Here is a 26764-nt window from a genome sequence, read left to right on the forward strand (position 1 = left end):
ATAGTCGTTAATCGTTGCGACCGGAATGACGTGATACCCGGTCGCCCTCTCCCCTTGCCCTCGCCTGTGCCGTTGCGGCATGACACAGGCCAGCGCCTATTCTTGAGGTTTTTCACGATGAATGCGATCGGCCTGTCCGCCCGGGTGGCGATGCTGATGTTGGCGGTGTCGCCTGCGGTGTCGATCACCGCCTGCGCGCAGGCCACGCCGCCGGTGCAGACCGGCGCCGCACCCGCGACCGGGGGCGGCCCTGCTGCCGCCCCGACGACGCCGGCACGCGCCGGCGCGACCGATTACACGCTGGGCGCGGGGGACAAGCTGCGCATCACCGTCTTCAACGAACCCGGTCTCACCGGCGAATATACCGTCTCCTCCACGGGCATGGTGTCGTTCCCGCTGATCGGCGACGTGGCCGCGGCGCGACAGACGCTGGTGGACGTGCAGGAGGCGATCCGCTCGCGTCTGGCCGCCGGCTATCTGAAGGATCCGCGGGTGGCGGTGGAGGTGCTGGAATATCGCACCTTCTATATCCTGGGCGAGGTCAACAAGCCGGGCGAATACCCCTTCCGCAACAACCTGACGCTGGAACAGGCGGTCGCCACCGCCGGCGGCTATTCCTACCGCGCCAATCGCAAGAAGTTCGCGATCGCGCACGGCGACGGCGACGAGGTGAAGCTGCAATTCAAGGAATCGGGGCAATTGCGCGTCCAGCCGGGCGACACGATCCGGATCCTCGAGCGCTTCTTCTGATCGCCCCCCGGACCGAATCGCGCCGTCGATTCGGTCCTTCCCGCCGTCGCGGCTGACGCAAATTTCGCAATAAATTACAATCGCCATGGATCCGCTTCGCGCCGGAATGCGTTGAGGCCTGGCTGACGGCGTATTGAAATGAGCGCTCGGGTTTGATACCGTCCCAATTCGGGACAACGCCATTTTGGGTAGTGTGCGCGGCGCCATTTCTTCGTCGGGCGGCCATCAATCTTTTGCTCAACCGGCATCGTCGTGACAGGCCATATCGGCAAATGAGACGGCGTCACGTCGTGATGTCGCCGGATCATGTCGTCGCGAGGGCAGCCCGCCCTGACGTCTTATTCTCGCTGATAACAGCGGGATTCGTGTCGTGCGGCAAACTCAGCACCCCTATTCATTTTCTCCATCATCCTCACATCCTCAGCTTCCCGAAGAAGTACTAGGGGATGACCGCCGTTGTCGACGTCACGTCACCGGCGTTAACCTTTGACGAGCTTTACAGACTTTTAACCCTGGCATACCCCGGAACCACGAAAGAGGGACCAAGAGCGGGGCTTTTTCGGGAAGGTTCAGGAGGAAAATCGCATGGCTACTGTTGACAAGACCCCCACCCAGCCGGACATCCATGGCGTCGTCCAGGGCAACGGCGGCACGACCGACAATCTCGCGGGCGGCGCGGGCAATGACCGTCTGGAGGGCCATGCGGCCAACAACTCGTACTACGGCGGCGCGGGCAACGACACCTTCATCATCTCGGGCAAGTTCGCCGAAAGCTCGGGCGCGCATGAGGGTGCGTCGCGCGCGTTCGGCGATCAGTTCGCTTTCGTCACCGACTTCGGCGGCGCCGGGGGCTGGTCCGCGAGCAACAACGACTTCATCGCGCTGATCGGCTGGGGTGCCGGTTCGACGCTGACGCTGAACGGCCCGGCCGGTGACGGCGCCAACGGCGCGAAGGTCTATTACTACACGATCACCGACGGCGTGACCGGCAATGTGTTCAACATGGAAATCAACTCGCTGAACGGCAAGGAACTGGGCAAGGGCGACTACGCCTTCTATTGATCCAGGTTCGCCGACGGCAAAGAGAAGGGCGGGGTTCTCCCCGCCCTTTTTCATGCCCGCAACGACGCCCGAGGCGACCGCCTTTCCCCACGCCAGCGCGACGAGCCGCCGCATCGTCATCGGATCCGAACCCGGTGCGACCGCACCCGCCGCGATCGAGCCCGCCGCGCCGCCACCGGCGTCTGGTCCGGTGGAACAGAGGTTCGCTCATTTACCGTCACCCCGGCTTGACCCGGGACGACGGTATCCACGAGCCGAATCTAGGCTTCTGGGATTATTGCTGCTTGCGGAACGGGATCGTGATCGGGCGCGGCGGCACGCCGAAATCGCACCCCCCCGCCGGGGTCGGGGACTGCGTCGGCGCAGCGGCGACCCGCGGCGCGAGCAGGTCCGCCACCCGCCGCGACACGGCGGTCGCGCCCTGCGCGTTCAGATGATCCGGATCGTGCCAGAATTCGCGGTGACGCAGCAGGTCGTTGACCGTCATCATCGGCCGCCCTCGGAACAGTCGCATGTCGAACGGCCGGGGCGGCATGCCGTAGCCCGGCAGGTACAGCAGGATGACCGGCACGCCCGCCTTATCCGCCTCCGCCAGCAGCGCGGCGACATAATGGCGCGGCACCGCATATTCGAACCGCTCGAGTGCGGCGGGCAGCATGTTCAGGTTCTTGTTCTCGCGGCGCGACGCCGCCGCCGCCTCCAGCGTGACCGGATCGAGCACGCGCGTCAGCGGCGGGGTGAACGCCTGCCCGTGGACGTTGACGATGCGCGTGTTGTCGACGGTCGAACCGTCGTAGGTGGCGAGCGAGAACGCCGGCTTCAGCCCGAATTGCGCGGGCGCCGCGCTCTCCACCGCCAGCTTGAGCTGGCGATAGGGCAGCCGGATCAGGTCGCCGACGTAATTCTGGTTGAGCAGGATCGGCGCGCGCACCAGATCGGCCGAGTCGGCGACGCGCCAGAACATCGGGTGCGCCTTGCGCGTCTCGTTCTCGAACACCTCCAGAACCAGCGCACGCGGCTTGCGCGCCGACAGCAGTTCGTGGACGATCGCCCAGTGCAGGTTGCGGCCGTAGGACGGGATCGCCAGGTTGCTGACGGTCAGGCAGCGACCGTCCGCCGCGCGCGCGCCGGTCGCGGCGATCCGCTGCGCAATGGCGAGGCCGTCGAGCCCGTTCATCGTGTGCGACGTGCCCACCAGCACGATGTCGGTCGGGGTGCGATCGTAATGTACCCGCTCGTACACCCAGCCCAGCCGGGCATAGGCCTCGGTCCGCTCGTCCTGCCAGCGGACATAGCGGTCGTGCGGCAGCGCGACCATCAGCGCCAGCGTCGCCAGCATCGCCGCCAGCCCGATCGCGAACAGGCGCGCCGTCGAATAGGTATCACGCATCCGTCGCAGCCCTAGAAATTGAAGTACAGGAAGACACCGGGATCGGGCAGCTTCGCGAAGGCGAAGGCCGCGATGCAGCCGATCGCCAGCGCCGATACCAGCGGCGACGGCACCCGCCGCACCGGGCGCAGCCCCTCATGCTCGATCGGCAGCCCGGGGGTCGATTCCGGATAGCGCACGATCTCCAGCACGTTGGGCAGGCTGACCACGATCACCACCCCGATCGCGACCGCGACCCAGCCGACCTCACGCGCGAACAGGAAGCCCGCGACGTTGCCGGCGCCATGGCCGCCCGCCATGCTGGTGAGCACCGACCAGGCCGAGGCGAAGCTGTCGGCGCGGAACAGGACCCAGGCGACGACCACCGCCAGCATCGTCAGCAGCCAGCCCGCCACCCGCCGCGCCGCGCCGCCGCCCGCGGGCACCACCGCATTCCACATATGGTTGATGACCAGATAGACGCCGTGCAGCACGCCCCACAGCAGGAAGGTCCAGCTGGCACCGTGCCACAGCCCGCCCAGCGCCATCGTCGTCAGCAGGTTGACGTAGCGCCGCGCGCGCCCGCGCCGGTTGCCGCCCAGCGCGATATACAGATAGTTGCGCAGGAACCGCGACAGCGAGATGTGCCAGCGCCGCCAGAATTCGGTGATGCTGGTCGACTTGTAGGGCGAGGCGAAGTTCACCGGCAGCAGGATGCCGAACATCAGCCCCAGCCCGATCGCCATGTCCGAATAGCCGGAAAAGTCGAAATACAGCTGGAGCGTATAGCCCAGCGCCCCCAGCCACGCGTCGCCCGCGCCCAGCGTCGCGCCGCCGCGCACCGCGTTGAACGCCGGGTCCGCCAGCATCGCGAACCCGTCCGCCAGCACGACCTTCTTCGCCAGCCCCAGGATGAACACCGCGGTGCCGACCAGCACGTAGGAGCGCGGCAGCCGCCCGGTCCCCGATGCCGCGAACTGCGGCAGCATCTCCTTGTGATGCGTGATCGGCCCCGCGATCAGGTGCGGGAAGAAGAGGACGAACAGCGCATAGTCGACGAAGCTGTCCGCCGCCTTCCCGTCGCGCCGGCTCTCGACCAGATAGGCGATCTGCTGGAAGGTGAAGAAGCTGATCGCCAGCGGCAGGACGATATTGCCGATGTGCCAGCCGATGCCGGTCAGCGCATCGACCGTACTGACGAAGAAATTGGCGTATTTGTAATAGCCGAGCAGCGCGAGGTTGGCGAGCACGCCGATCCCCAGCAGCATGCTGGCCCGCTCCGGCCGCCGCTCCATCACGCGGCTCCACCAGAAATTCACGACGATCGAGGCGGAGACCAGCCCGACGTAGCGCCAGTCCCACCAGCCGTAGAAGATCAGCGAGACCGCCACCATCCACGCCTTCGCGGCGGGCGCGCGGTCGCGCAGGCGAAGCCAGTGATAGCCGATCAGCGCGATCGGCAGGAAGGCGAAGATGAAGACGAGCGAACCAAACAACATGGACGGCGAACGCTCCCCCTTTGGCGCGATCCGGATCGGGACGGCGGCGCGGCCTCAGCCGCGCTCGCCTAGAGCCCGTGAACGATGACGATCAATGCTCGCGCCCGCTGCGCCACAGCGCCTGGTTGATCGGCTCGACCAGATATTGCAGCAGCGTCCGCTTGCGCAGCGGGACCAGGATCTGGACCGGCAGGCCCGCCTTGATCCCCTCGCCCGCGCCCTTGATCCGCTTGATCGTCGCCAGGTCCGACGCCGGCACGGTCACCTCGCCGGTGTAGAAACGCGCGCCGGAGCGTTCGTCGGTGAAGCTGTCAGCGGACAGTCGCGTGATCTCGCCCTCGAACACCGGCATGTCGCGCTCGTGCAGCGTGACGAAGCGGATCTCGGCGGTCTGCCCGACGTAGATGTCGTCGGCGTCGTTGGGGTTGATCATCGCCTCGATCACCAGCGGGGCGGCATCGGGGACGATCTCCATCAGCTTCTGCCCCGGCGTCACCACCCCGCCGACGGTGAAGACGGTCAGCCCCACGACCTGCCCGGTGGCGGGCGCGCGAATGCGGGTCTGCTCCAGCTGGCGGCGCAGCGTCTGCCACTTGGGCAGCGCCTCGCCCAGCTGTTCGTCGGTCTTGACCAGCTGCTCGCTCACCTGTTGCAGGCTGTTGCTGTCCAGCGTCAGCGCCTGCATCTGCGACTCGCCGATCTGCTGGCGCGCCGCGGCGCTGGACGAGGCGAGCCCGGCATAGTCGCTCGACACGCCGGCCTGCGCGCGCTCCAGCTCGCGCAGGCGGTTGACGCTGGCATAGCCCTTGTCGACCAGCGTCTTCGTGCCGGTCATCTGGTCGTCGAACAGCGAGCTCTGCCGCCGGTTCTCCGTCATCTGCTGCCCCAGGCCAGCGATGCGCTCGCGCAGCTGCGCCGATTGCTGCGCCAGCACGCGCTTCTGCGCGCTGATCGCGGCGCGGCGCGTCTGCAACGTGTTCTGCTGCACCCGCATCGCCGCCACGGCCGCCGCGCGATCCTCCCCGGTCAGCGACGCAAAGCTCTCCGGCGTCGCGATCGATGCCGATCCGGTCCGCTCGGCCAGCAGCCGCGCGCGCTCCGCCTGCAGCCCGATGACCTGCGCGGCGAGCGCCCGCTCGTTCGCCAGCACCTCGGCCCCGGCGAGCTCGATCAGGACGTCGCCCGCCTTCACATGCTGTCCCTCGCGCACGTTCAGCTTCGTGATCGTGCCGCCGTCGCGGTGCTGCACCGCCTGGCGGCTGCCCGCGACCTTCACCGTCCCCTCGGCATAGGCCGCCGCGTCCAGCCGGACGAACGCGGCGAAACCCAGGAACACACCGAAGAACAGCAGCACCACGATCCAGCCGAGACGGAAGTCGCCGGCGGCGCGGCCTTCCTCCGCCAGCGTGGCCTGGTCGCTCAGCGCGACGGGATAGAAACGGGCGGGAACGAGATCGTTCGACATGACGCTTACCTAACTTCGGCGGTATCGGCACCGCTCGGCTCGACCGCTTCGCCGGACGCCGCCGGCTGGGCAGGGGTGACGGGCGGGGTGGCGGGCGGGGTGACGGTCGTCGCCCCCGCCGGCGGCGCGCCCGCCGCCGCGGGGCCGCGCGGTCCGGTCACGGTCGGCGGGGCGTTCAGCGTCGCCAGCACCTCGTCGCGCGATCCGAACATCTCCGCGCGTCCGTTGCGCATGAACAGCAGCTTGTCCGCGTTCGCCAGGATGCCCGCGCGGTGCGCGACGCACACCACCGTCACCCCGCGTTCGCGCAGCACCGCCAGCGCCTGCGCCAGCCGCGCCTCGCCTTCGGCATCCAGCGAGGCGTTGGGCTCGTCCAGGATCACCACGCTCGGCGCGCCCAGGAGCGCGCGCGCCAGCGTCACGCGCTGCGCCTGTCCGACCGACAGCCCGCTGCCGGCCCAGCCCAGCTCGGTATCGTATCCCTGCGGCAGGCGGACGATGAAGTCGTGCGCACCGCACAGCTGCGCGGCGGTCACCACCTCCTCGTCCAGCGCGCCCGGCCCCTCCATCTCGGTACGGAAGCGCGCGATATTCTCCTTGATCGTGCCGCGGAACAGCACCGGCTCCTGCGGAACATAGCCGATCGCCGCGCCCAGCTGCTCCTGCGGCCAGTTGCGCAGGTCCGCGCCGTCCAGTCGCACCGCGCCGCTGGCGGCGGGCAGCACGCCGACCATGGCCTTCACCAGCGTGGACTTTCCCGCGCCGCTCGGCCCGATGATGCCCAGCAGCTCGCCGGGTGCCAGCGCGAACGTGACGCCGGAGATCAGCGCGCGATCCTGCGCCGGCGACGCCACCGTCAGCCCCTCGATCGACAGCGCCCCCGACGGGGCGGGCATGACGGTCGGGGTCACCACCGGGCCGCGACGCTCGAACAGGTCGACGATCTGGCGATAGGCGGCGCGCGACTGGATCAGGTTCTTCCACGCGCCGTTGATGAGCTCGATCGGCGCCAGCGCGCGCGAGATCAGCAGCGAGGCGGCGAAGATCGCGCCCGCGGAAATCTGCTGCTCGATCGCCAGCAGCGCCCCCAGCCCCAGCGCCAGCGATTGCAGCAACAGGCGGATGCCCTTCACGAACGACCCGTAGCCCGAACTCTTGTAGCCCGCCTGCGTCGTCAGCGCCGTGCCCTCGAACCGCTCGCGCAGGTGGCGGCGCACCATCGCCTCGCGCATGCCCAGCGCGCCGATCACGCCAGCCGAACCCAGCGACAGGTCGATGCCGGTATAGGCCGTCTGCGCGCGGATATTGGCATCCTTGATCGGCGCGCTGGTCGCCCGCTCGTTCAGCCAGCTGAGCAGCGACAGCACCAGCGCGCCGACCAGCGCCATCGCGCCCAGCGCGGGGTGGATCAGGAAGCACACCAGCACGTAGATCGGCGCCCAGGGGGCGTCGAACAGCGCCAGCACACCGACCCCCGTCATCGTCTGGCGGAAGACGTCGAATTCGCGCAGCACCACCGCATTGCGCGCACCGTTGGAATTGGTCGACGTCTGGAGCAAAGCCTCCAGGATATAGGCCGACAGCATGCGGTCCAGCCGCTCGCTGGCGCGAACCAGCAAGCGCGTGCGCACCAGGTCGAGCAGAGAGATCGTCGCCACCGCGGCGACGAAGATCAGCGTCAGCATGACCAATGTCGTCACGCCGCGCGTCGGCACCACCCGGTCGTACACCTGCAGCATGTACAGCGTCGGCGCGAGGTACAGCACGTTCAGGAAGGCGCTGAAGATCGCCGCATTGACGAAATGCCGGCGGCACGCCGCGATCGCCTGTCGGATGGGAGCCGCCGCAGCGGCTTGGGGCAAGAGGGCCATCGATCGATTCCAGGCGCCGCCGATGGCGCGATTGACATAACGAGGCGCCGCCGATCGGCCCGGTGACGCAGCAGAGCCCTAGCCTAGTTCACGTAATATCCGGTAAACTTCTTGTAATAGCCATAGGTGTCGGCGTGGCCGGTACTGGCGTACTGGCGCACGTCGACCTGCGACAGCGCGACGCCGGCGACGTTCGCCCCCGCCTCGTCCAGCATGTCGAGCGCCGCCTGCCCCGCCTTGATCGCGGTCTTGCGCCACCGCGTGATGAGCAGCGTCGCATCGGCGAAGCGCGTCAGCACGCGGGTATCCACCACGCCCAGCAGCGGCGCGGTGTCGACGATGACGACGTCGAACTCGCGCTTCAGCCGCGCGTAGAGCTCGGTCACGCGCTCGGGCACCAGGAAGTCCTGCGTCCCGGTGATGCCGGCGGTGGGCAGCACCATCAGGCCGGTCGCCTCGTCCTTCACCAGCGCGTCCTCCAGCCGCATCTCGCCGCTCAGCACCTTCAGCAGGCGTTCGCCCTGCCCCGGCACGATCATGTCGCTGACCGAATGGCGCCGCAGATCGGCATCGATCAGCACGACGCGGCGATTGCCCATCGCCAGCACCCGCGCCAGGCAGATCGACAGCGTGGTCTTGCCCTCGCGCGGCAGCGGGGAGGTGATCGCGACCACGCGACCGCCGCCGCCACCGCCGCCGCCGCCTTCGCCTTCGCCCCCGGCGCGTCCCAGCGTGAAGGCGCCGATCGTGCGCAGCGCCTCGGCGAACGCGGAAAAGGGATGAGACAGGACGTAGACATGGGGCGGAACGCCGCGATTGTCGCGCGTCACCACCGAATTGAGATCGGGGATCGCCCCTGCATACGGCGCGTCGAGCCGGCTGACGACGTCCTCGCGCGTGCCGATGCTGTTGTCGAGATATTCGGCGACCGCGATCGCGACCAGCCCGAGCAGCACGCCCAGCCCCAGCGCGGCGATCGCGCCCAGGCGGCGGTTGGGCCAGCTGGGACTGTCGGGCAGCCGCGCCAGCGAGGAGATGCTCGCGTCCGCCTGAGGCAGGTTGCTGGTGGCGGCGGTTTCCTTCGCGCGTTGCAGGAACGCGGAATAGATCGTCTTGCTCGCCTCGGCCTTGCGCTGGAGCTCCAGCAGGCCGACCTGCGCGGAGCTGTTCGCCGCCAGCGCGCCGCGCGACTGCGCCTCGCTGCCCTCCAGCGACGCCAGCCGCGACGCCGCGACCTGCACGTTCGCCTGCAAGGTGGAGATGATGCGCTGCCGCTCCGCGGTGATCTGGTCGCGCACGTCGGCGAGGTTCTGCTTCGCCTTCTGCACATCCGGGTACAATTCGCCGTAGCGCGACTGGAGCGCGGCGAGCTCGGCGCTGGCCTGCGCCTCCTGCCCGCGCAACTGGCGGATGGTGTCGGACGACAGCACCGCGCCGATGTCGGCCCCGCCGCCGCCACGCCCCAGCTGCCCGCGCGCCGCGGCCAGCTTGCCGCGCTCGGACGCCAGCTCGGCCCGCGCCTGCGCGATCTGCTGGTTGAGCGAGGACACTTCCTGCTCCGCCATGGTCGCGCCCTGCGCGCTCATCAGGTTGTTCGCGATCATATAGCGCTGGACGGCGGCATCGTCCGCCACCGCCTGCGCGCGCAGCTCGTCGGCGCGCTTGCTGACGAAGGCGGCGGCATTTTCGGACACGTCCATCTTGCGCGCCGCCTGCAACGCGATGAACTGCTGGGCGAACGCATTGGCGATCGCGACGGCCTCCGACGGATCGCTCGACTGCGCGGTGATGTCGATGACATAGGTCAGCCCGGCGCGGCGCACCGTCACCCGGCCGAGCACCGCCGCGGTCGCGCGACGCTCCGCCGCCGTCACCCCTGCGCTTTCGATCGCCGGCGCCGCGCCCGGTGCCGCCGCGCCGACGAACGCCGGGTCGCGATCGAGGTGCAGCTGGCGCACCACCGCCAGCCCGACGGTCGGCGAGCCGATGATCCGCGCCTCGGTATCGACGACGTTGCTGTCGGCGGGCAGCCCCTGGACGACGTTGCCCAGATCGATCACCTCGGTCTTGCCCGGTTCGATCAGCACGCTGGCGGTCGCCATATAGACCGGCGTCGCCGACATGACCGCGTAGATCACCGCCGCCGCCGCGAGCGCGGCGACCGCCAGGAACAGCCACAGCCGCCGGCGGAAGATCATGAGCACATATTTGGGATCGGGCAGCAGCGAACGCTTCTCGCGCGCCGTGCGCTGGAAGCCATAGTCCTGGCCGCCGTTGTCGGTCATGGTCGCCATGTTTTCGTCACGTTCCTCTTGCGGTCGCGCCGCGCGCCCGCACCCCAGCACGATCCCGTCCCGATCCGCGCCGCGGGACGCGCGAATCGACATGACGACGCAGCGTCACCGCCCCATCGTCCGACGACCGTATGAAAGATGGTCGGGCGCCACAAGGCGATTTGCTCGCACGCATCGCGCCGCAGCAACGGCCGATCGGAGTCGACGAGGGCGACGCCGCACCGTCCCAATGCCGGACACTTCGCGCCGCAATGACCCGGAATGGCAGTTTCGTGCTCGTTTTGGGACAGGAGGTTTCAGTCTTTACCACCCTTTGCCCTTCCCCGCGGTGCCCGGCGCGACAAGAACACCGTCCGGTTAGCAACGGGTAAACGGGGACACATCATGGGCATTCTGGCGGCGCTGTTCGGCCAACTCACCATCGGCACCTTCAAGCAGGACACGATCACCGGGTCCAACGGCAAGGACACGATCTTCGCGCTGTGGGGCAACGACTGGGTCTATGGCGACAAGGCGCCGGACGCCAAGACCTACAATGCCGACTTCACCGCCGACGCCACCTGGACCAACGTCTCCTCGACCGCGACCAGCATGGCGCTGACCGGGATGACCGTCACCGCGCAGGGTGGCGTCCTGTCGCGCTACAACGGCGCCAGCATCCTGTCGCCCAGCGACGGCGCGCCCAAGGAAGGCTGGACGAAGGAGATCGACGCCTACAACGACACGCCCGAGAAGATCGGCCTGTCGTTCGAGACCGCGCAGACCCATGTCGAGGTGACCGTCAAGCAGCTGTATCGCGAGATCCTGCTGGAATGGACCCCGACCCCGGAGAAGGTGAACCTCACCGTGTCCTTCACCGACGGCAGCACGGCGCAGGTGCAGGGCGTCGCGAGCGCCACGCCCAACAACGGCGAGCTGACGATCGCGCTCGACAGCGCCGACTTCGGCGGCCGCTACATCGCCGGCGTGGAGCTCACCCCGGCGCTCGACATCGCGCCGCAGCGCCCCGGCCTGCCCGATTCGATCAAGAACAGCCCGGGCGCCAGCCTGCCGTACAGCGAGTTCACGCTGAAGTCGGTCAGCTATGTCGCCGATGCCAACGCATCGGTCGGCGGCAACGACAAGCTGTTCGGCGGCTGGGGCAACGACAAGCTGTGGGGCGGTGCGGGCAACGACTGCCTGGTCGGCGGCTGGGGCAACGACGTGCTCGTCGGCGGCTCGGGCAACAACACGCTGTGGGGCGGCGCAGGCCGCGACACCTTCGCGTTCGGCTGGGCGTCGAAGGGCTGCGACGTCATCAAGGACTTCGAAAAGGGCTATGACAAGATCAAGCTGATGGAGGGCATCACCATCACCGGCAGCAGCTACAGCAGCGCGGGCACGCTGCTGCACCTGTCGTCGGGCGGCGACGTGCTGCTGGCATGCGTCAAGATCGCCGACTGGCAGACGCTGCTGTAAGCCGGGCGATCGAGGCGAAAGGGGCCGGCCGGTCGGGTGACCGGCCGGCCCTTTTTTTGTCGAGGCCGGACGGCGCGGCGGTCGTCGGGTACCCGGGGCCGGGTGTCGATCCGGCCTATACCTCGGTGCTGCCCGCATCGGCGGGCGAGGGATCGATCGGCAGGCGGCGGTTCTGCACGAACTGCCGGATCATCGCGATACCGCTGCGATCCTGCAGCAGATAGGCGGCGAAGAAGATCGCCCCCCCGGCCGGGACCAGCAGGACGAGGCGAAGCAGCGCCGACAGCGCGGGCGTCAGCGCGGTATCGGCCAGCCCCACCGCGGCGGCCATGGCCACCGCGCTGACCGCCGCCGGGCGAACGCTGCGCAGCACCACCATGATGCCGACGCCCAGCACGCGCCGCTGGAGGATCATCGCCAGCGGAAGCAGCAGATAGGCGCGCACCACGTTGACCGCCAGCATCGCCTCCCATCCCCAGGGCGCCACCGCGACGACCAGCGCGATGCCGAGCGCCGCCTGCCCGATCGACCAGCCGAGCACCAGCTTCGACCGGCCCGCCGCCGCCAGCGCGGCGATGAACAGCACGTTGACCTGCAACGGCACCACCGCCAGCGCCAGGATGCGCATGGCGTCGGATGCCCCGCCCCAGCCGGGGCCGAACACGACCTCCACGATCGGCGGCGCCAGCGCGAATACGCCCATGAAGCAGGGAAACATGAACAGCGCGGACATGCGGCTCAGCTGCACATAGACCGCGTTGCGCTGGACGGGATCGTGCTGGACGCGCGCCTGCATCGGCATCGCGATCTGGTGGAAGGGCGCGAAGGTCAGCTGGTTCAGCACGTCTATCACGCGCCCGCCGGCACGGATGAACGCGACGACGCCGGGCCCGAAATAGACGCCGCTGAGCAGCTCCGCGATCCGCCCGTTGAGCATGATGAACAGCTGCGACAGCGACAGATACCCGCCGAAGCGAAGGAAGCTCATGAAGGCGCCCGCGCGAAACACCAGCCGCGGGACCCAGCGAGTCGCCGTCCACGCCAGCACCGCCAGCACCGTCGCCATCACCAGCCGCTGTCCCACCAGCGCCCACGCGCCGAAGTGCATCAGCGCCATGACGATGCCGACGACCGCGCCGGTCACGTTGGCGGCGACGTTGCGGAACGCGAGCGCGCGGAAGTTCATGTCGCGGGTCAGGCGGGCGTTGTGCATCACCCCCAGCGGGGTCAGCAGGAACACCAGCGCGAGCGCGCGCACCACCGGCGCCAGCTCCGGACGGTGATAGAAATCCGCGATCGGCTCGGCCAGCGCCAGCACCAGCACGCAGAACGCGAGCCCGAGCGCCATGTTCGCCCAGAAGGCGGTCGCCGCCTCATCCTCGTCCAGCGTCGCGCGCTGCACCAGCGCATCCGCGATCCCCGCGCTGCTCAGGATCAGCAGCAGGTCGACGACCGACGCCGCCAGCGCGACCAGCCCGAACGTCTCCGCCCCCAGCGTGCGGGCGAGCACCGCGAAGGCCACGAACGACACCAGCTGCGCACCCACGCTGGACGCGGTCGACCAGAACAGCGGCGCCTTGACCGACATACCCATGAACACGTCCCCCACGATCCGTCGGCAAGACCCGGCGCCCTTCCCCATCCGCCTCCACGACGCAAGGGCGTCGCGGAAGGGCCATTGTCGTTCGCATGTCTCGGGCGTGCTGCGCCGCGGCATACGGCAAACGGCGAACACAAAAAAGGGGCGGCCCTCCCCGCGATGGGAGGGCCGCCCCGCGACGGGCCGGAACGACCCGATGGGTAAAGGTGGCGGGTTACACCAGCCAGCCGCCCAGCACCTGCCCGTTCGTGTCGAGATAGCCGCGCTGCGTCAGCGACGCGATCGTCCACGCCTCGATCGTGATGATCCCACCGCTCGCGGTGGTGACGCGCACCGCATCGGCCGTGCCGTCGCCGTTGCCGTCGTAATCGGCGAAGCGCGCGGTCTGGCCGTTGCCCTTCAGCGCGGCGAGCCCGCCCAGGAACGCGGTCACGTCGAAGTCGCCGCCCGGCACCGCCAGCGAGGATGCGCTGGTCAGCACGATCTTGTCCTGACCCGGATCGAAGTCGACCAGACGGTCGCTGCCCGATGCGGGAGCGAACAGGAACGTGTCACGCCCCAGCCCGCCGCGCAGCGAATCGTCGCCCGCGCCGCCGATCAGGAAGTCGTCGCCCGCGCCGCCCAGCAGCGAATCGTTGCCGTTGCCGCCGAACAGCGCGTCGCTGCCCTCGTCACCCTGGAGATAGTCGTTGCCGTCCAGCCCCTGCATCACGTCGTTGCCGGCGCCGCCGACCAGGCGGTTGGCGACCGCGCTGCCGTTGACGATGTCGTTGAACGCCGTGCCGATCGCATTCTCGAAGTTGTTCATGATGTCGCCGGTGGCACCCAGCCCGCCGCGACCGTTGGCCAGTTCGATACGCACCGCCGCCGTATCGGTGGCATAGCTGACGGTATCGATCCCGGCCCCGCCGTTCATCAGGTCGCGGCCACCGCCGCCGTTGATGACGTTGTTGCCCGCGTCGCCGGTGATGTAGTCGTCCTTGGTCGAACCGATGATGTTCTCGATGCCGATGAGCGTATCGTAGCCGGCCTTGCCGGTCGACATGCTGATGTACAGCCCCTTCGACGAGGTGACGAAGCTGGCGGTGTCGTTGCCGCCGCGGCCGTCGAGCACGTTGGCCGCCTCGTTGGCGATCAGCAGGTCGTCGCCGCCGCCGCCGATCGCATTCTCGATGATCGTGTTGTACGCGATCGAGATGTTGTCCTTGAACAGCGAGCTGGTGATCCCGTACTCCTTCTTCAGCGCTTCGTAGAAGTCGTAGGTCGCCTGCGTGCGGGCGGGCAGTCCGGCCGCGGCGCGGGCCGCATTGACCTCCTCCAGCGTCAGGAACTTCGCCGCACCGCCGCCCGAGCTGAAGGCGCCCGGGTTGAGGTCGATCGTCGAGGGCGTGTTCCAGCCCGAGAAGTCGATCGTGTCGTTGCCGCCGGCGTCGTAGATGGCGACGATCGGCCGCGTGTTGAGCGCGAAGTCGAATTCGTTGCGCCCCGCGGTCGAGTTGAAGCCATAGACGGTGTTGCCGGTCCGGGTCGTCGGATCGGCGCCGTAGATGCGCTGGATCGCGGCGATGTCGTGGATCAGCGGGGGTCGCGGCATAAGCGAAGTTCAGCAGCGTGAAGTCGATGTGCTGCGCGCCGGTCTCATAGGCGTCCCAGTAGCTCATGATGCTGTACTGGGCGGAATCCTGCGCATATTTGGCGCTGTTCTTGTAGCTGATCGGCTGGCCGTCGAGCGCGTCGTAATCGCCCGGATGGCTCAGGCCCAGCGCGTGCCCGACCTCGTGGACGACGGTCGTCTTCGCATAATAGCTGTCGCGCAGCGGCGAGAAGTTCGACGCGACGAACCCGTCGATCCACACGTCGCCGGACAGTTTGCCGATCTGGTTGAAACCGGCCGGCTTGTACTCGGCATCGTAGATGTTGCCGAACGGCAGATAGGCATAGGCCTGCGCACCACCCGTGGAGGTATTGCCGAAGGTGATGTCGGCGTCGCCGGACTTCGTTTCCCTGAACTTGATGTTGGCCAGGTCGTCCCACAGCGCCATGGTCTGGCGGGCGAGTTCCTTCTGGCCGTCGTTGAACGCGGAGAAGGTCTTCTCGTTCACCTCGCTGAAGGAGTCGGTCGACGTCTCGTTGACGTAATAGCTGTTCTGCAGCTCCGCCAGGTTCTTCCAGAAGCCGAAGTTCAGGACGCCGTCGTTCAGCTCGCCATATTGGTTCAGATACCAGCTGTAGCCCGTGCGGTTCAGGTTCTGCGCGATCTGGGTCACGTCCCAGATCGGCTTGCCCATATAGCTGCCGCCCGCATTCGGATCGAGCGATGCCGCGTCGACCGTCTCGCCCCGCACGCTGGGCCAGTCACCTTCGTAGTGAATGCCCGATGCAACCCCTGCCATTTTTTCTTCTCCCGTTACGCTCTGGGTGGTCCGGCCACCCTCCCTGCTCCCCGCCGGGCGGCGGACCGCCATGGCAGGGCATCGCCGAGGGCCCGCGCCAGCGCCCCCCGCATCGCCCCGGCTTCGTGGGTCGATGCGGGAACACTCAGGCCGTGGCGGACATAGGCCCCTTGCGAATCGTCGAGTGCCGACGCGGGCTCGATCCGCAGCGTCAGCGTGCGGTCGGCCTCCAGCGTCAGCAGGATGTTGATGGTGCCCGCCTGCGTGGCGGGCCGGTCGGCGCGCGCGACCGGCACCGGCGCGCCGCGGCGCACCTCGTCCAGCGCGTCACCGCACCAGGCGGGCGTGCCCGCGGCGGATTCGGAATCGGAAACAGGGGCCATGCAGACGAGCGCGATCCGCTCCATGCCCCACCACAGCCTGGCCGGCGTGCCCGCGGGGACCGGCGCCGCGGCTGCCCCCAACGTCATCAATCCAGGAAGGGCATTCACCCAGTCGGGCAAGCCGTCATTCTCCGTTCACGCAGCCATCATGGTCGTGGAGCGCGACGGTTCCGTCAATCAGCCATTAACTTATTTTGGGCGCGATTTTGGCACGGTTCGAAGGCCCGCCCGGTTCAACTCATCATCAGCCGGTCGAGTGCCTGCTGAAGCGCGCCGGGCTGGCTCTCCGCGGTGCGGGCCCGTTCCAGCTCCAGATAATGCAGCGGCACCCAGAAGCGGATGCCGTCGATCGGCGCGTCGAAGCGGTCGGCCTCGCCCTGCGCGCACGTGGCGACATAGTCGAGCAGCTGGCCCAGCTTGTGGAACTGCGCGGCGGGGATCGTGACGTGCGTGTCGGGCTTCGCCGTGGCGGTCGCCGCGATGATCCGCTTCGCCTCGTCGCGCGCGGCCTGCAGGATCTGATACTGGTCGTCCGATGACATGGGAACGTCGCTCCTTGCCGCGGGACCATAGATAGAAGTTGGTAAACGCCGCGTTGACGCTCAGTTCCGCGTGAGCGGCCGCCCCGAATCGCGCCAGCGCTCGAGGATCTGCGCCTCCGGCGATGTCGGGGCGGTGGCGGGCAGAGGCGAGGACAGGGACAGGGACAGGGACAGGGGCAGGGGCGCGGGCCTGGCGATGCTCGCCGCCGCGCGCGGCGGGACGATCGCGACCGCCGGGACCGCCCCCTCCTCCGCCACCACCGCGGCGACCCTCGCGGCGGTCGCCGCGGGATGCGGCCCCGGCACCGGCTCGTGCCCGCGATAGCGCCTGGCGAACGCCGCGCTCGTCCCCCAATAGCCGCGCCAGCGATGGAAGAAATGCGCCCCCACCGCATCGGTCATCACCAGGCTGCGGTTCCATGCCGGCGTCACGGCGTAGGTGTGATAATGGGTCGCCAGCCCGACCGGCGCATAGACCGTGCCCGCCAGCGCCGCCGCGGCGATCCGAGTCGCGCGCGCCCAGCCGTCGCGCGCGGGGGCGCGGGCCATGGCGCCGTCGCACGCGAAGCTGAACTGACAGCCGGCGCGCTCCGATCCCTGGTACACCACGCCGCATACCGTCGGCGGAAAGGCGGCGTGGCGGACGCGATTGAGCACCACCTGCGCCACCGCGCGCTGGCCGTCGACCGGCTCCGACGCGGCCTCGTAATAGATCGCCGCGGCGAGGCATTCGACCGCGCGGCCGCGATCCGCCGCGCCGATCCCGCGCAGCGAGAACGGCAGCGCCGCCACGGCGCTGCCCTCCTCCGCGGGGGACGGAAACGGCAGCCCCCGGGGCGGCTCCGGCGGCAGCGGCGCGGTGCCGGTCGCGCCGCGCGCGGGCGACGGCAATAGCGTCCGTACCGCGGGCGGCGGCACGACCCGGCTCACCGCGGGTGGCGCCGGCCGCCCCGGCGCGAGCAGCAGGAGCGCCGCCTGCGCCGAAAACGCCCCCAGCGCGACGACGATCGCCGCGGCCACGACCGCCAGCGTGCGGCGCGCGGGCGCCATGCCGGGTCCCGGCCGGTGCGACGTCAGGGCGACAGGGGGCACGCGCATCTCCCGCGCACCACGGGATGCGGCGCGCCGCGCGATGCCCTACCCCGCGCGGGGTTACTTTTTGTTTTCGCTGCGCGCGTTGGCGAACAGCACCGCCGCTGCGACCGCCGCCGATCCGATGCCCACCCCCAGCCAGGTCTTGCCGAGCTGCCAGCGGCGCGCGCGCGCCTGCTCCTCGCCCTTGCCGGTCGCGGCCTCCTCATGCGCCTTGGCGGCGGCGACGGTGGCCAGGATCTCGTTGGGTTCGGTGGTGTCGTCGGTCACGCGGACTCTCCTTTGGCGGCGCCATAGCGCGCACGGAAATCATTGGCGAACGGCGTCAGCGTCCCGCCCGCGATCGCCGCGCGCAGGTCCGCCATCAACGCCTCGTAGAAGGCGATATTGTGTTCGGTCATCAACATCGCGCCCAGCATCTCGCCCGCGCGCACCAGATGGTGGACATAGGCGCGGGTCCAGGTACCACACACCGCGCACCGGCATTCCGGGTCGAGCGGCCCCCGATCCTCGGCGAAGCGCGCGTTGCGGATGTTGACCGGCCCGGCCCGGGTGAACGCCTGTCCGGTCCGTCCCGAGCGCGTCGGCATGACGCAGTCGAACATGTCGACCCCGCGCTCCACCGCGCCGACGATGTCGGTCGGCTTGCCCACGCCCATCAGATAGCGCGGGCGGTCTTCGGGCAGCTGCGCGGGCGCGAAGTCGAGGCAGCCGAACATCGCCTCCTGCCCCTCGCCCACCGCCAGCCCGCCGATCGCATAGCCGTCGAACCCGATGTCGATCAGCGCGTCCGCGCTCGCCCGGCGCAGCCCCTCGTCCAGCGCCCCCTGCTGGATGCCGAAGATCGCGTTGTGCGCGGCATGGTCGCCGCCGCCGTCGAACGCGTCGCGGCTCCGCCTTGCCCAGCGCATCGAGCGTTCCATGGCGGCCGCCTGCACCTCGCGCGGGGAGGTGGTCGGCACCAGCTCGTCGAACGCCATGACGATGTTGCTGCCGAGCAGCCGCTGGATCTCGATCGAGCGTTCCGGGGTAATCATGTGCCGCGTGCCGTCGAGGTGCGAGGCGAACGCCACCCCCTCCTCCGACCGCTTCGTCAGCGCCGACAGGCTCATCACCTGATAGCCGCCCGAGTCGGTCAGGATCGGCTTCTCCCACCCCATGAAGCGGTGCAGCCCGCCCAGCCGCGCGACCCGCTCCGCGCCGGGGCGCAGCATCAGGTGATAGGTATTGCCCAGGATGATGTCCGCACCCGCACGCTCGACATCGGCGGGCTTCATCGCCTTGACGGTGGCGGCGGTGCCGACCGGCATGAAGGCGGGCGTGCGGATGACACCGCGCTCCATCGCGATCGCGCCGGTCCGCGCCGCGCCATCGGTGGCGGTGACGCAGAAGGCGAAGCGGCTCACGGGGTGTCGTCCTTGTCGGCAGGCGCCGGCGGCGGCGGCGGCGCACCGCGCCGGCCGCGGCGTCCGGCGGGCGCCTCCTTGGGTTCGGGCCGCCGCCCCGCAGTGGGTCCGCGCGCATCCACCGGCCCGGTGCGGTACGTCACCAGCTCCGCGCGGCTGATCGTCTTGCTGCCGTCCTTGTCGTAGCGCGCGAACAGCCGCGAGAACTGGTCCTGCAATTCCTCCAGCGTGATCTGCCCGTCGCTGTCGCGATCCACCTCGAAGGGGCTCGGCAGCGCGTTGCGATCGCCCAGGAACCGCTCGGCCCAATCGGCGAAGGCGATGTAGCGCAGCCGGCCCGTCCTCGCAGTGTCCACCGCCTCGAACGAGGCGCGCACCCCGGCCAGCATCTCCGATCGGTCGACCAGCGCGTCGCCGTCGCGGTCGAACGTCGCGATCATCATCGCCACCGGCTCCACCACCATCGTCGCCGGCGTCTGTGGCTGCGCGGGCTGCGGCCCCTTCACCACGATCGGCGGGCCGTCCTGCTGGGGAGGCGTGGCGGCAGCGGCCAGCGCGAGAAACAACGCGATCATGCCCGCCCCCGTGGCAGAGCGGAGGGCGCGTTGACAAGCCGAACCGTCATGACGCCCTGCTGATCGGCCGAGCCGTCGTTCCCCATCGCTCCGCCACCCCGCGCATGTCCGGGACCTCTGCGAACGTCGTGGATCGCTCGACAATTTTGCCGTTCCCCGGCGAAGGCGGGACCTTTGCAAAACGGGTGCAACGGCACCGAGCCCACGCCGTGCTCCTGCGCAGGCAGGAGCCCAGGGGTCAGGCAGACCAACGCCTGTAGGGACCGGCAACCTTGGGCTCATGCCTGCGCAGGAGCACGGTGTAGCCCTTTGCAAACGTCCCGCCTTCGCCGGGGAACAGGGAACTGAGTTTCGCGAAGGTCACGGCCTGTCCCGGGGGCCGGGGTTCCGCGCGATCGGGCAAACGACGCGTGCGCGACCCCGGATGCCGGGACGAGCCCGGCATGACGGCAAGGCTCAGCCCTCGCCCTCCAGCGCGCGCCTTGGCGCGGGCGCGGTCGCCACGCCCGCTTCGCCCGCGATCATCGCCAGCAGTTGCGCGGCACTGTACGGCTTGGCCAGCACGGCCGCGCCGGGCAGCGCGCCCGACACCCCCGCGGTGTCGCCGCTCGCCACCACCACGCGGATCCCCTCGCGGATCAGCCGCGCGCGCGCCGCCAGCTCGATCCCCGAGCTGCCCGGCAGATGGATGTCGGTCATCAGCACGTCGATCGGCGCGGTCTGGAGCGCGGCCATCGCCTCCTCCGCGCTCGCCGCCTCCACCACGACGTGACCGCCGTCCTGCAATGCCTCCGCGGTGGCGGCGCGGATCAGCGCATCGTCCTCGACCAGCAGGACGGTACGGCCGGTCGCCTTCGTCACGACCGGGCTCACCACCGGCGCCGGAGCCGCCACCTGCCGCCGCTGCCCCTGATTGGCCAGCACGTGGCGGAACTTCCGCGCCAGCGCCTCGCGCGTGTACGGCTTCGACAGCAACTCGACCCCCGCATCGAGCCGCCCGCCATGGACGATCGAGTTTTCCGTATAGCCGCTGGTGAACAGCACCGCGATGTCGGGTAGCCGCTCGCGCGCCTGTCGCGCCAGCTCGGGGCTCTTCAGCGTCCCCGGCATCACCACGTCGGTGAACAGCAGGTCGATCGGGATCCCGCTCTCGATCACGCTCAGCGCGCTTTGCGCATCCACCGCCTTCAGCACACGGTAGCCCAGGTCGGCGAGCAGCTCGACGACGGTGGCGCGCACCTCGTCGTCGTCCTCGACCACCAGCACCGTCTCGGTCCCGCCGGTGATCGGGCCGGTATCGACCGCGACCTCCATGTCCTCGCTCTGCATCGCGCGCGGCAGGTACAGCTTGATCGAGGTGCCGTGCCCCGGCTCCGAATAGATCTTCACGTGCCCGCCGGACTGTTTGACGAAGCCATAGACCATCGACAGCCCCAGCCCCGACCCCTTCCCTTCCGCCTTGGTGGAGAAGAACGGCTCGAACACCTTGTCGACGATCTCGGGCGGGATGCCGCTGCCGGTGTCGGTCACCGCCAGCATCACATATTGCCCCGGTGTCACCTCGTCATGGGTGCGCGCGTAATCGTCGTCGAGATGCGCGTTCGCCAGCTCGATCGTCAGCCTGCCCTGCCCGTCCATCGCGTCGCGCGCGTTGATCGCCAGGTTCAGCAGCGCATTCTCGATCTGGCCGGGATCGATGAAGGTGTTCCACAGCCCGCCGCCGACGATGGTCTCGATCTCGATCCCCTCGCCGATCGCGCGGCGCAGCATGTCGTCCATTCCGCCCACGAAGCGGGTGACGTTGACCACCTTCGGCTCCAGCGCCTGCCGTCGTCCGAACGCCAGCAGCTGCGCGGCGAGCCGCGACCCGCGCGACACGCCCGCCATGGCGTTGGCGACCCGCGTCTCGGCGCGCTCGTTCCCCGCCACGTCCTTCATCAGCAGCTGGAGGTTGCCCGACACGACCTGGAGCAGGTTGTTGAAATCGTGCGCGACGCCGCCGGTCAGCTTGCCGACCGTCTCCATCTTCTGCGCCTGCATCAGCTTCGCCTCGGCCGCGCGGCGCGATCCGATCTCGGCGATGACGCGCGCCTCCAGCGTCTCGTTCAGGTGGCGCAGCTGGTCCTCGGCGCGCTGGCGGTGGCGCACCTGCCGCTCCAGCTGCTCGGCATGGTCGCGCAGCGCCGCCTCGGCGGAGCGCTGGTGCGTGATGTCGGTGTGGACGCCGACCCATTCCGCGATCTCGCCCGAGGCATCCAGCCGCGGCACGCCGCGGATCGCGAAGGTGCGCCACTCGCCGCAATGCCGCCGCACGCGATGCTCGAACACGAAGGTCGACTTGGTCGCGACCGCGCGCTGCCACGCCGCGATCGACGGCTGGGCATCGTCGGGGTGGACCGCATCGGCCCAGCCATAGCCGTGATACTCGGCCTTCGTCTGCCCGGTCAGCATCGCCCAGCCCGGCTGCTCGCCGGTCATCCGCCCCGCCGCGTCATTGGTCCACAGCACGCCGTGCGTCGCCTCGATCGCGGAGCGGAAGCGCGCGTTCGCCTCGCCCAGCGCGACGACGTTCGCCTCCAGCTCCCGCTTCAGCAGCAGCCGGTCGGTATTGTCCAGCGCGGTGCACATCACCCCGCCCACCGCACCGTCCGCGTCGTAGACGGGGGTGTAGAACAGGTCGAGGAACACCTCCTGCGCGATACCGCCGCGCACCAGCGTCATCGCCTGGTCGCGATAGGAAAGGACCTCGCCCGCGAAACCGCGGCGCAGGATCTCGCGGTTCCAGTCCCACAGGTCGGGCCAGACGTCCCGCACCGTCCGGCCCAGCGCGCGCGGGTGGTTGGCCCCCGCGATCACGCTATAGCCCTCGTTATAGATCATGACGTGGTCCGGCCCCCACATCAGCACCTTCGCCACCGGCGAATTGACGATGTTCGACACCGTCGCGCGCAGTTCGCGCGACCAGTCGGCGATCGGTCCCAGCGACGTGGCGGCCCAGTCGAACGCGCGCACCAGCGCCCCCGTGTCGCCGCCCCCGATCGGCCAGGCGGAGGGGTTCGACGTCACATCGGGCGGATGCGATGAATCGGCGCGCGTCATCCCGTCCACGTGCGCGCCACCAACGGGGCTGTCAATCGGAAGCTGGGTACGTCGCCGTCCCGCTCGCGCACCTCGTCGCGTCGCCCGTCAGCGCCCCAGCCAGCGCTCGCGGAACGCGCGCTGCGCCGCGGTCGGCGTCTGCCCGGCCGTCTCCATCCGCACGATCGCGACGGCGGGATCGGTCGCCACCGTCAGCACCGCCTGCCGCTCGCGCCCGCGCTGGACGAAGCGGACGGGGACGCGCGCGCCGGGCGTCAGCCGCGCGAGCGCCGCCTCCCAATCCGCCGCGGTCGCGATGGCGGCGTCGCCCAGCAGCACCGGGCGGTCGCCCTTGTCCGCGCCCGCGGCATACAGCGGCGATCCGACCGCGGGCGCGGCAGCCAGCACCACCCCGCCGGCAATCGCGCTCGCCTTGGGCGCGCCGATCCACGCCCGGCCCGGGTTCGCGGGTCGCGCCACCAGCCCCGCCTGCGCCAGCAGCGGCGCGGCGTCGGGCAATTCATGCCCCGCGATCGACCGCGCGAAGAACGCGTCCGCGAACGCGGCGTCCCCGGTCACCTGCGCCAGCGCGCGGCGCAGGTCGTCGGGGCGGTACGGCGTCTCGGTCCGGCCGAAGGTGCGCCACAGGTGCCGCATGTAATCGTCGAGCGTCAGCGTCGGGAAGCGCTGTCGGATCGACAGGTCCAGCAGCATGCCGACGACCGCGCCGTACGGATAATAGGAAATCCGCGCCTGCGGCGCGACCGGATCGATCGAGGTCGCGGCATCGGCCAGCGGTGCGCGGATGCTCGCCTCCTGCGGTCCCGCGAACGCGCGCGCGGGGGAGCGCAGGATGCCGTCATACTGCTCCGACATTTCCGCCAGGAACGCGTCCACGTCGCTCAGCCCCGCCCGGCGCAGCATCAGCGGGCCGTAGTAACTGGTGAACCCCTCCGCCAGCCACAGCGACGGCGTGGCGTTCGCGCGCGAGAAATCGAACGGCTCCAGTTCCGCCGGGCGCATCCGCTCGACGTTCCAGGCGTGGATGAATTCGTGCGAGATCGTGCCCAGCTGCGCGGCATTGTCGCCGCCCAGCGGGGTCGGCGTGGTCACGATCGTCGAGTTGCGATGCTCCATCCCGTCACCGCTGATCTGGGGCACGTAATCGGCGATGAAGGTATAGCTGCCGCCGTCGAAGCGCGGCCATTCGCCGAACAGCGCGGCGTGCTGCGGCACCAGCTTCTGCACCTGCGTCGCCAGCTGGTCCATCTGCGCCGCGCTACCGGGATGATGCGCGGCGATGCGCATGGTCTGGTCGCCGATCTTCCACTCGCGCACCATATGGTCCGACAACTCGACCGGGCTGTCCATCAGATATTGCAGGTCGCGCGCGCGGTAGCGGTGGGGGGCGCCCGGCACCGCGATCAGCTGCGTCGCTATCTTCCATGACGGATCGGCGGGGGCGAAGCCGACCTCGACCGGCGCGGCGTCATAGCCGGTGGCCCACATCAGCGTCGCCGGCATGTTCAGGTGCGCGTGCGTCGCGTCGATCTGGGCATAGGTGCCGTCGCCGCGGTCGCCGTACAGCGAATAGGTGACGCGCACGGTCCCGTCATGCCCCGCGACGCTCCAGCCATAGGGGTCGCTGCGCGTCACCGCCAGCGCCCGTCCGGCGCCGTCGACCGCCTGCACGTCGAACACGTTCTTGGCGAATTCGTGCAGCGCGTAGCGCCCCGGCGACGAGCGCGACATCTGCACGCGCAGCGGCCCCGCCGGCACGCCGCGCCATGTCGCGGTCACGCGCGCCAGATGATGCGCCGGATCGGGGAAGGCGACCTCGTAGCGCACCGGCGGCGGCGGCGTCCCCTGCGCCTGTGCCGCCGTCCCCGCCGCCGGCGCCAGCCCCAGCCCCAGTCCCAGCAGCAGCCATGCCCCGATCGTCGCCCGCATCGTCATTCCCTGTCTTCGTCCCCGTCTTCGACCCCGTCTTCGGCCCTGTCTTCGACCCCGTCCTCGGCGGCAGGATAGCCGTCGCGATCCCCGCCACACAACATCGCGCCCGCCCGCGGGTTCTCAAGCCCGTACGGCGGAGGAAACCCGGACGCGCCCCCGCCTTCGCGGGCATGACCGACCGGGAGCGGCAAGCGCACCCTGCTTTCGCGAACGCAGGCCCTCCGGCCTTTGCGCTCGGCGCCTAATCCGCCGTCGTCCCCCCGCCCGGCAGTCCGCTCAGTTCCGACACGAAATCGTAGCGATCCCCGCGATAGACCGACCGCGTGAATTCCACCGCCTCGCCCGCCGCGGTGCGCGTCACGCGCTCGATCCGCAGCACCGCGGCGTTCGCGCGCGCGCTCAATATCCCCGCCTCGGTCGGGGTGGCGAGGCACGCGCGCAGCCGCTGCGTGCCCGTCGCGGGCCGCACCCCCGCCGCCGCCAGCGCGGCGTAGAGCGAGGTGTCGACCGCCTCCAGCCGCGGCAGGTGGTGCGCGGGCACCACCGCATGTTCGATCGCCAGCGGCTCGCCCCCCGACAACCGCACCCGCCCCAGTCGCGCCACGCGCGTGCCCGCGGCGACGCCCAGCGCCGCGGCCTCCTCCTCGGTCGGCTCGCCGTACGCCTTGCTGATCCAGACCGTCCCCGGATCCTCGCCGCGCGCGCGCGCATCGTCGCTGAAGCTCGACAGCACCGATCCCGCCGCATCGATCCGCCGCGCGACGAACGTGCCAGACCCCTGCTTGCGGACCAGCACGCCCTCCGCGATCAGCTGCTCGATCGCCTTGCGCACGGTCACGCGCGACATGCCCGTCACCGCGCTCAGGTCGCGCTCGGACGGCAGCGCGCTGCCGGCGTCGATCGCCCCGCTCGCCAGATGCTGGCGCAGGTTGCGCGCCAGTTGCAGGTAGAGCGGCGTCGCGTCCCCCTCGCGCGCGGCGAGCAGCTCACGCATCCCGGATGCCTTGCCCGTAGGCCGCCATCGCCTGACGCAGCGTATCGTGCCGCGCCACCAGCGCCGCGGCCTCGCCCGGCGCCGCGCCCAGTGCGATCAGCACGCCGTTCCTGATCTCCTCGCCCCCCGCCGCCAGCGCCGTCGCCGCCGCATCGGCCTCCACGCCCGCGATCTCCGCCACCATCCGCTGGGCGCGCGCGCGCAATTTGTCGTTCGACACGCGCATGTTGACCATCAGCCCGTCGTGGACCAGCCCGCGGCGCAGCATGATCGCGGTCGACAGCATGTTGAGCACCGCCTTCTGCGCGGTCCCCGCCTTCATCCGCGTCGATCCCGCGATCAACTCGGTCCCCGTGTCGACCGGCAGCGCATGCTCGGCATCCGCCAGCAGCGGCGCGCCGGCATTGTTCGCCAGCGCGATCGTCAGCGCCCCCGCCGCGCGCGCCGCCGTCACCGCCGCGCGCGTGAAGGGCGTGCGCCCGCTCGCCGCCACCGCGACCAGCACGTCCGCTGCGCCCAGCCCGGCCTCGGCCACCGCGCGCCGCGCCGCGTCGCCGTCGTCTTCCGCCCCCTCCGCCGCCTCGGTCAGCGCGGACAGCCCCCCCGCCATCAGGAAGACCAGCCGCTCCTGCGGCCAGTTGAACGTGGGGTACAGCTCCACCCCGTCCTGCACCGCGATCCGCCCCGACGTGCCGGCGCCGGCATAGGCCAGCCGCCCGCCACGCCCCAGCCGGGTGGCGGCGGCCTCCGCGGCGGCGGCGATCGCGGGGACCTGAGACTGGACGGCGGCGACCGCGGCCAGCTGCCCCTCCCACATCGCCTGCACCGCATCGGCCAGCGGCCATTGGTCGATATGCGCGAAGCGGGGATCGTTGGTCTCGGTACTCATGATGCCATTATCAGACCACGAACCCGGTCATCCTGTAAAGATGACCCGCGGTTATGCCCGTACCATTCGGATACCATTGAACCGTCATGCG

20 protein-coding genes and 1 pseudogene are annotated in these 26764 nt (G+C 69.8%); 3 read left to right on the top strand and 18 right to left on the bottom strand.

Annotated features, from left to right (window positions below):
- The first annotated feature begins 117 nt into the window (after window positions 1-117).
- Window positions 118-750 carry a polysaccharide biosynthesis/export family protein gene (locus PGN23_RS17280; RefSeq protein ID WP_335304312.1) on the top strand — a complete coding sequence of 211 codons (633 nt, stop codon included), beginning with the start codon at window positions 118-120 and terminating at the stop codon, window positions 748-750.
- A gap of 585 nt (window positions 751-1335) precedes the next feature.
- Window positions 1336-1812, top strand: a complete 477-nt coding sequence (locus tag PGN23_RS17285; protein WP_335304313.1) for a hypothetical protein — start codon at window positions 1336-1338, stop codon at window positions 1810-1812.
- Between the two features lie 274 nt (window positions 1813-2086).
- Here PGN23_RS17285 and PGN23_RS17290 read toward each other — a convergent pair whose 3' ends face one another.
- The 5 genes from PGN23_RS17290 to PGN23_RS17310 all read right to left on the bottom strand — a co-directional run bounded on the left by PGN23_RS17290 (window position 2087) and on the right by PGN23_RS17310 (window position 10310).
- On the bottom strand, window positions 2087-3202 hold the full coding sequence (locus PGN23_RS17290) for a hypothetical protein (RefSeq protein WP_335304314.1): 1116 nt from the start codon (window positions 3200-3202) through the stop codon (window positions 2087-2089).
- Window positions 3203-3213: 11 nt separating this feature from the next.
- Entirely contained in the window at window positions 3214-4680 is a 1467-nt protein-coding gene (locus PGN23_RS17295; RefSeq protein ID WP_335304316.1) for an MBOAT family O-acyltransferase, read from the bottom strand.
- Window positions 4681-4771: 91 nt separating this feature from the next.
- Window positions 4772-6145 (bottom strand): HlyD family type I secretion periplasmic adaptor subunit, encoded by a 1374-nt coding sequence (locus PGN23_RS17300; protein ID WP_335304317.1) that lies wholly within the window; start codon window positions 6143-6145, stop codon window positions 4772-4774.
- Between the two features lie 5 nt (window positions 6146-6150).
- On the bottom strand, window positions 6151-8016 hold the full coding sequence (locus tag PGN23_RS17305; protein WP_335304318.1) for a type I secretion system permease/ATPase: 1866 nt from the start codon (window positions 8014-8016) through the stop codon (window positions 6151-6153).
- 83 nt (window positions 8017-8099) lie between these two features.
- On the bottom strand, window positions 8100-10310 hold the full coding sequence (locus PGN23_RS17310; RefSeq protein ID WP_335304319.1) for a GumC family protein: 2211 nt from the start codon (window positions 10308-10310) through the stop codon (window positions 8100-8102).
- A 384-nt stretch (window positions 10311-10694) separates the two neighbouring features.
- On the opposite strand from PGN23_RS17310, the gene PGN23_RS17315 reads away from it, so the two are divergent.
- On the top strand, window positions 10695-11768 hold the full coding sequence (locus PGN23_RS17315) for a calcium-binding protein (protein ID WP_335304321.1): 1074 nt from the start codon (window positions 10695-10697) through the stop codon (window positions 11766-11768).
- 115 nt (window positions 11769-11883) lie between these two features.
- On the opposite strand, the gene PGN23_RS17320 is transcribed toward PGN23_RS17315, so the two are convergent.
- From PGN23_RS17320 to PGN23_RS17375, 13 genes and pseudogenes are all read right to left on the bottom strand, one after another.
- Window positions 11884-13362 carry a lipopolysaccharide biosynthesis protein gene (locus PGN23_RS17320; RefSeq protein WP_335304322.1) on the bottom strand — a complete coding sequence of 493 codons (1479 nt, stop codon included), beginning with the start codon at window positions 13360-13362 and terminating at the stop codon, window positions 11884-11886.
- A gap of 220 nt (window positions 13363-13582) precedes the next feature.
- Window positions 13583-14962, bottom strand: coding sequence for a calcium-binding protein (locus tag PGN23_RS17325; RefSeq protein WP_335304323.1), 1380 nt, complete (start codon window positions 14960-14962; stop codon window positions 13583-13585).
- Between the two features lie 109 nt (window positions 14963-15071).
- A pseudogene (locus tag PGN23_RS18455) lies at window positions 15072-15833 on the bottom strand (matrixin family metalloprotease); the annotation flags it as partial.
- Complete coding sequence (locus PGN23_RS17330; RefSeq protein WP_335304324.1) at window positions 15776-16231, bottom strand: hypothetical protein; 456 nt, start codon at window positions 16229-16231, stop codon at window positions 15776-15778. The pseudogene PGN23_RS18455 and the gene PGN23_RS17330, both read right to left, overlap by 58 nt.
- Window positions 16232-16377: 146 nt before the next feature.
- Window positions 16378-16686 carry a hypothetical protein gene (locus PGN23_RS17335; protein ID WP_335304325.1) on the bottom strand — a complete coding sequence of 103 codons (309 nt, stop codon included), beginning with the start codon at window positions 16684-16686 and terminating at the stop codon, window positions 16378-16380.
- Window positions 16687-16746: 60 nt separating this feature from the next.
- Entirely contained in the window at window positions 16747-17784 is a 1038-nt protein-coding gene (locus PGN23_RS17340; RefSeq protein ID WP_443019801.1) for a cell wall hydrolase, read from the bottom strand.
- A 54-nt stretch (window positions 17785-17838) separates the two neighbouring features.
- Complete coding sequence (locus PGN23_RS17345) at window positions 17839-18048, bottom strand: hypothetical protein (protein ID WP_335304327.1); 210 nt, start codon at window positions 18046-18048, stop codon at window positions 17839-17841.
- Complete coding sequence (gene tgt / locus PGN23_RS17350; RefSeq protein WP_335304328.1) at window positions 18045-19184, bottom strand: tRNA guanosine(34) transglycosylase Tgt; 1140 nt, start codon at window positions 19182-19184, stop codon at window positions 18045-18047. Before tgt ends, PGN23_RS17345 begins: the two co-directional genes overlap by 4 nt.
- Entirely contained in the window at window positions 19181-19759 is a 579-nt protein-coding gene (locus PGN23_RS17355; RefSeq protein WP_335304330.1) for an EF-hand domain-containing protein, read from the bottom strand. Before PGN23_RS17355 ends, tgt begins: the two co-directional genes overlap by 4 nt.
- A 456-nt stretch (window positions 19760-20215) precedes the next feature.
- Window positions 20216-22858, bottom strand: a complete 2643-nt coding sequence (locus tag PGN23_RS17360; RefSeq protein ID WP_335304332.1) for a response regulator — start codon at window positions 22856-22858, stop codon at window positions 20216-20218.
- Between the two features lie 87 nt (window positions 22859-22945).
- The gene (locus tag PGN23_RS17365) at window positions 22946-24787 is read right to left on the bottom strand and encodes a M61 family metallopeptidase (RefSeq protein ID WP_335304333.1); all 1842 of its coding nucleotides are present in this window, start codon (window positions 24785-24787) and stop codon (window positions 22946-22948) included.
- 244 nt (window positions 24788-25031) lie between these two features.
- Window positions 25032-25784: a GntR family transcriptional regulator gene (locus tag PGN23_RS17370; RefSeq protein ID WP_335304335.1), complete on the bottom strand. Its 753-nt coding sequence runs from the start codon at window positions 25782-25784 to the stop codon at window positions 25032-25034.
- Window positions 25777-26673 (bottom strand): N-acetylmuramic acid 6-phosphate etherase, encoded by an 897-nt coding sequence (locus tag PGN23_RS17375; protein ID WP_335304337.1) that lies wholly within the window; start codon window positions 26671-26673, stop codon window positions 25777-25779. The genes PGN23_RS17370 and PGN23_RS17375 overlap by 8 nt, the downstream gene beginning before the upstream one ends.
- Window positions 26674-26764: the final 91 nt, after the last annotated feature.

The sequence above is a fragment of the Sphingomonas adhaesiva genome (genome assembly GCF_036946125.1).
GTDB classification, from domain to species: domain Bacteria; phylum Pseudomonadota; class Alphaproteobacteria; order Sphingomonadales; family Sphingomonadaceae; genus Sphingomonas; species Sphingomonas adhaesiva_A.

Bases quoted from the DNA above. Each gene is read 5' to 3' on its own strand.
- PGN23_RS17280 (WP_335304312.1), top strand. From the start codon at position 118: ATGAATGCGATCGGCCTGTCCGCCCGGGTGGCGATGCTGATGTTGGCG.
- PGN23_RS17285 (WP_335304313.1), top strand. From the start codon at position 1,336: ATGGCTACTGTTGACAAGACCCCCACCCAGCCGGACATCCATGGCGTC.
- PGN23_RS17290 (WP_335304314.1), bottom strand. From the start codon at position 3,202: ATGCGTGATACCTATTCGACGGCGCGCCTGTTCGCGATCGGGCTGGCG.
- PGN23_RS17295 (WP_335304316.1), bottom strand. From the start codon at position 4,680: ATGTTGTTTGGTTCGCTCGTCTTCATCTTCGCCTTCCTGCCGATCGCG.
- PGN23_RS17300 (WP_335304317.1), bottom strand. From the start codon at position 6,145: ATGTCGAACGATCTCGTTCCCGCCCGTTTCTATCCCGTCGCGCTGAGC.
- PGN23_RS17305 (WP_335304318.1), bottom strand. From the start codon at position 8,016: ATGGCCCTCTTGCCCCAAGCCGCTGCGGCGGCTCCCATCCGACAGGCG.
- PGN23_RS17310 (WP_335304319.1), bottom strand. From the start codon at position 10,310: ATGGCGACCATGACCGACAACGGCGGCCAGGACTATGGCTTCCAGCGC.
- PGN23_RS17315 (WP_335304321.1), top strand. From the start codon at position 10,695: ATGGGCATTCTGGCGGCGCTGTTCGGCCAACTCACCATCGGCACCTTC.
- PGN23_RS17320 (WP_335304322.1), bottom strand. From the start codon at position 13,362: ATGGGTATGTCGGTCAAGGCGCCGCTGTTCTGGTCGACCGCGTCCAGC.
- PGN23_RS17325 (WP_335304323.1), bottom strand. From the start codon at position 14,962: ATGCCGCGACCCCCGCTGATCCACGACATCGCCGCGATCCAGCGCATC.
- PGN23_RS17330 (WP_335304324.1), bottom strand. From the start codon at position 16,231: ATGACGTTGGGGGCAGCCGCGGCGCCGGTCCCCGCGGGCACGCCGGCC.
- PGN23_RS17335 (WP_335304325.1), bottom strand. From the start codon at position 16,686: ATGTCATCGGACGACCAGTATCAGATCCTGCAGGCCGCGCGCGACGAG.
- PGN23_RS17340 (WP_443019801.1), bottom strand. From the start codon at position 17,784: ATGCGCGTGCCCCCTGTCGCCCTGACGTCGCACCGGCCGGGACCCGGC.
- PGN23_RS17355 (WP_335304330.1), bottom strand. From the start codon at position 19,759: ATGATCGCGTTGTTTCTCGCGCTGGCCGCTGCCGCCACGCCTCCCCAG.
- PGN23_RS17360 (WP_335304332.1), bottom strand. From the start codon at position 22,858: ATGACGCGCGCCGATTCATCGCATCCGCCCGATGTGACGTCGAACCCC.
- PGN23_RS17365 (WP_335304333.1), bottom strand. From the start codon at position 24,787: ATGCGGGCGACGATCGGGGCATGGCTGCTGCTGGGACTGGGGCTGGGG.
- PGN23_RS17370 (WP_335304335.1), bottom strand. From the start codon at position 25,784: ATGCGTGAGCTGCTCGCCGCGCGCGAGGGGGACGCGACGCCGCTCTAC.
- PGN23_RS17375 (WP_335304337.1), bottom strand. From the start codon at position 26,673: ATGAGTACCGAGACCAACGATCCCCGCTTCGCGCATATCGACCAATGG.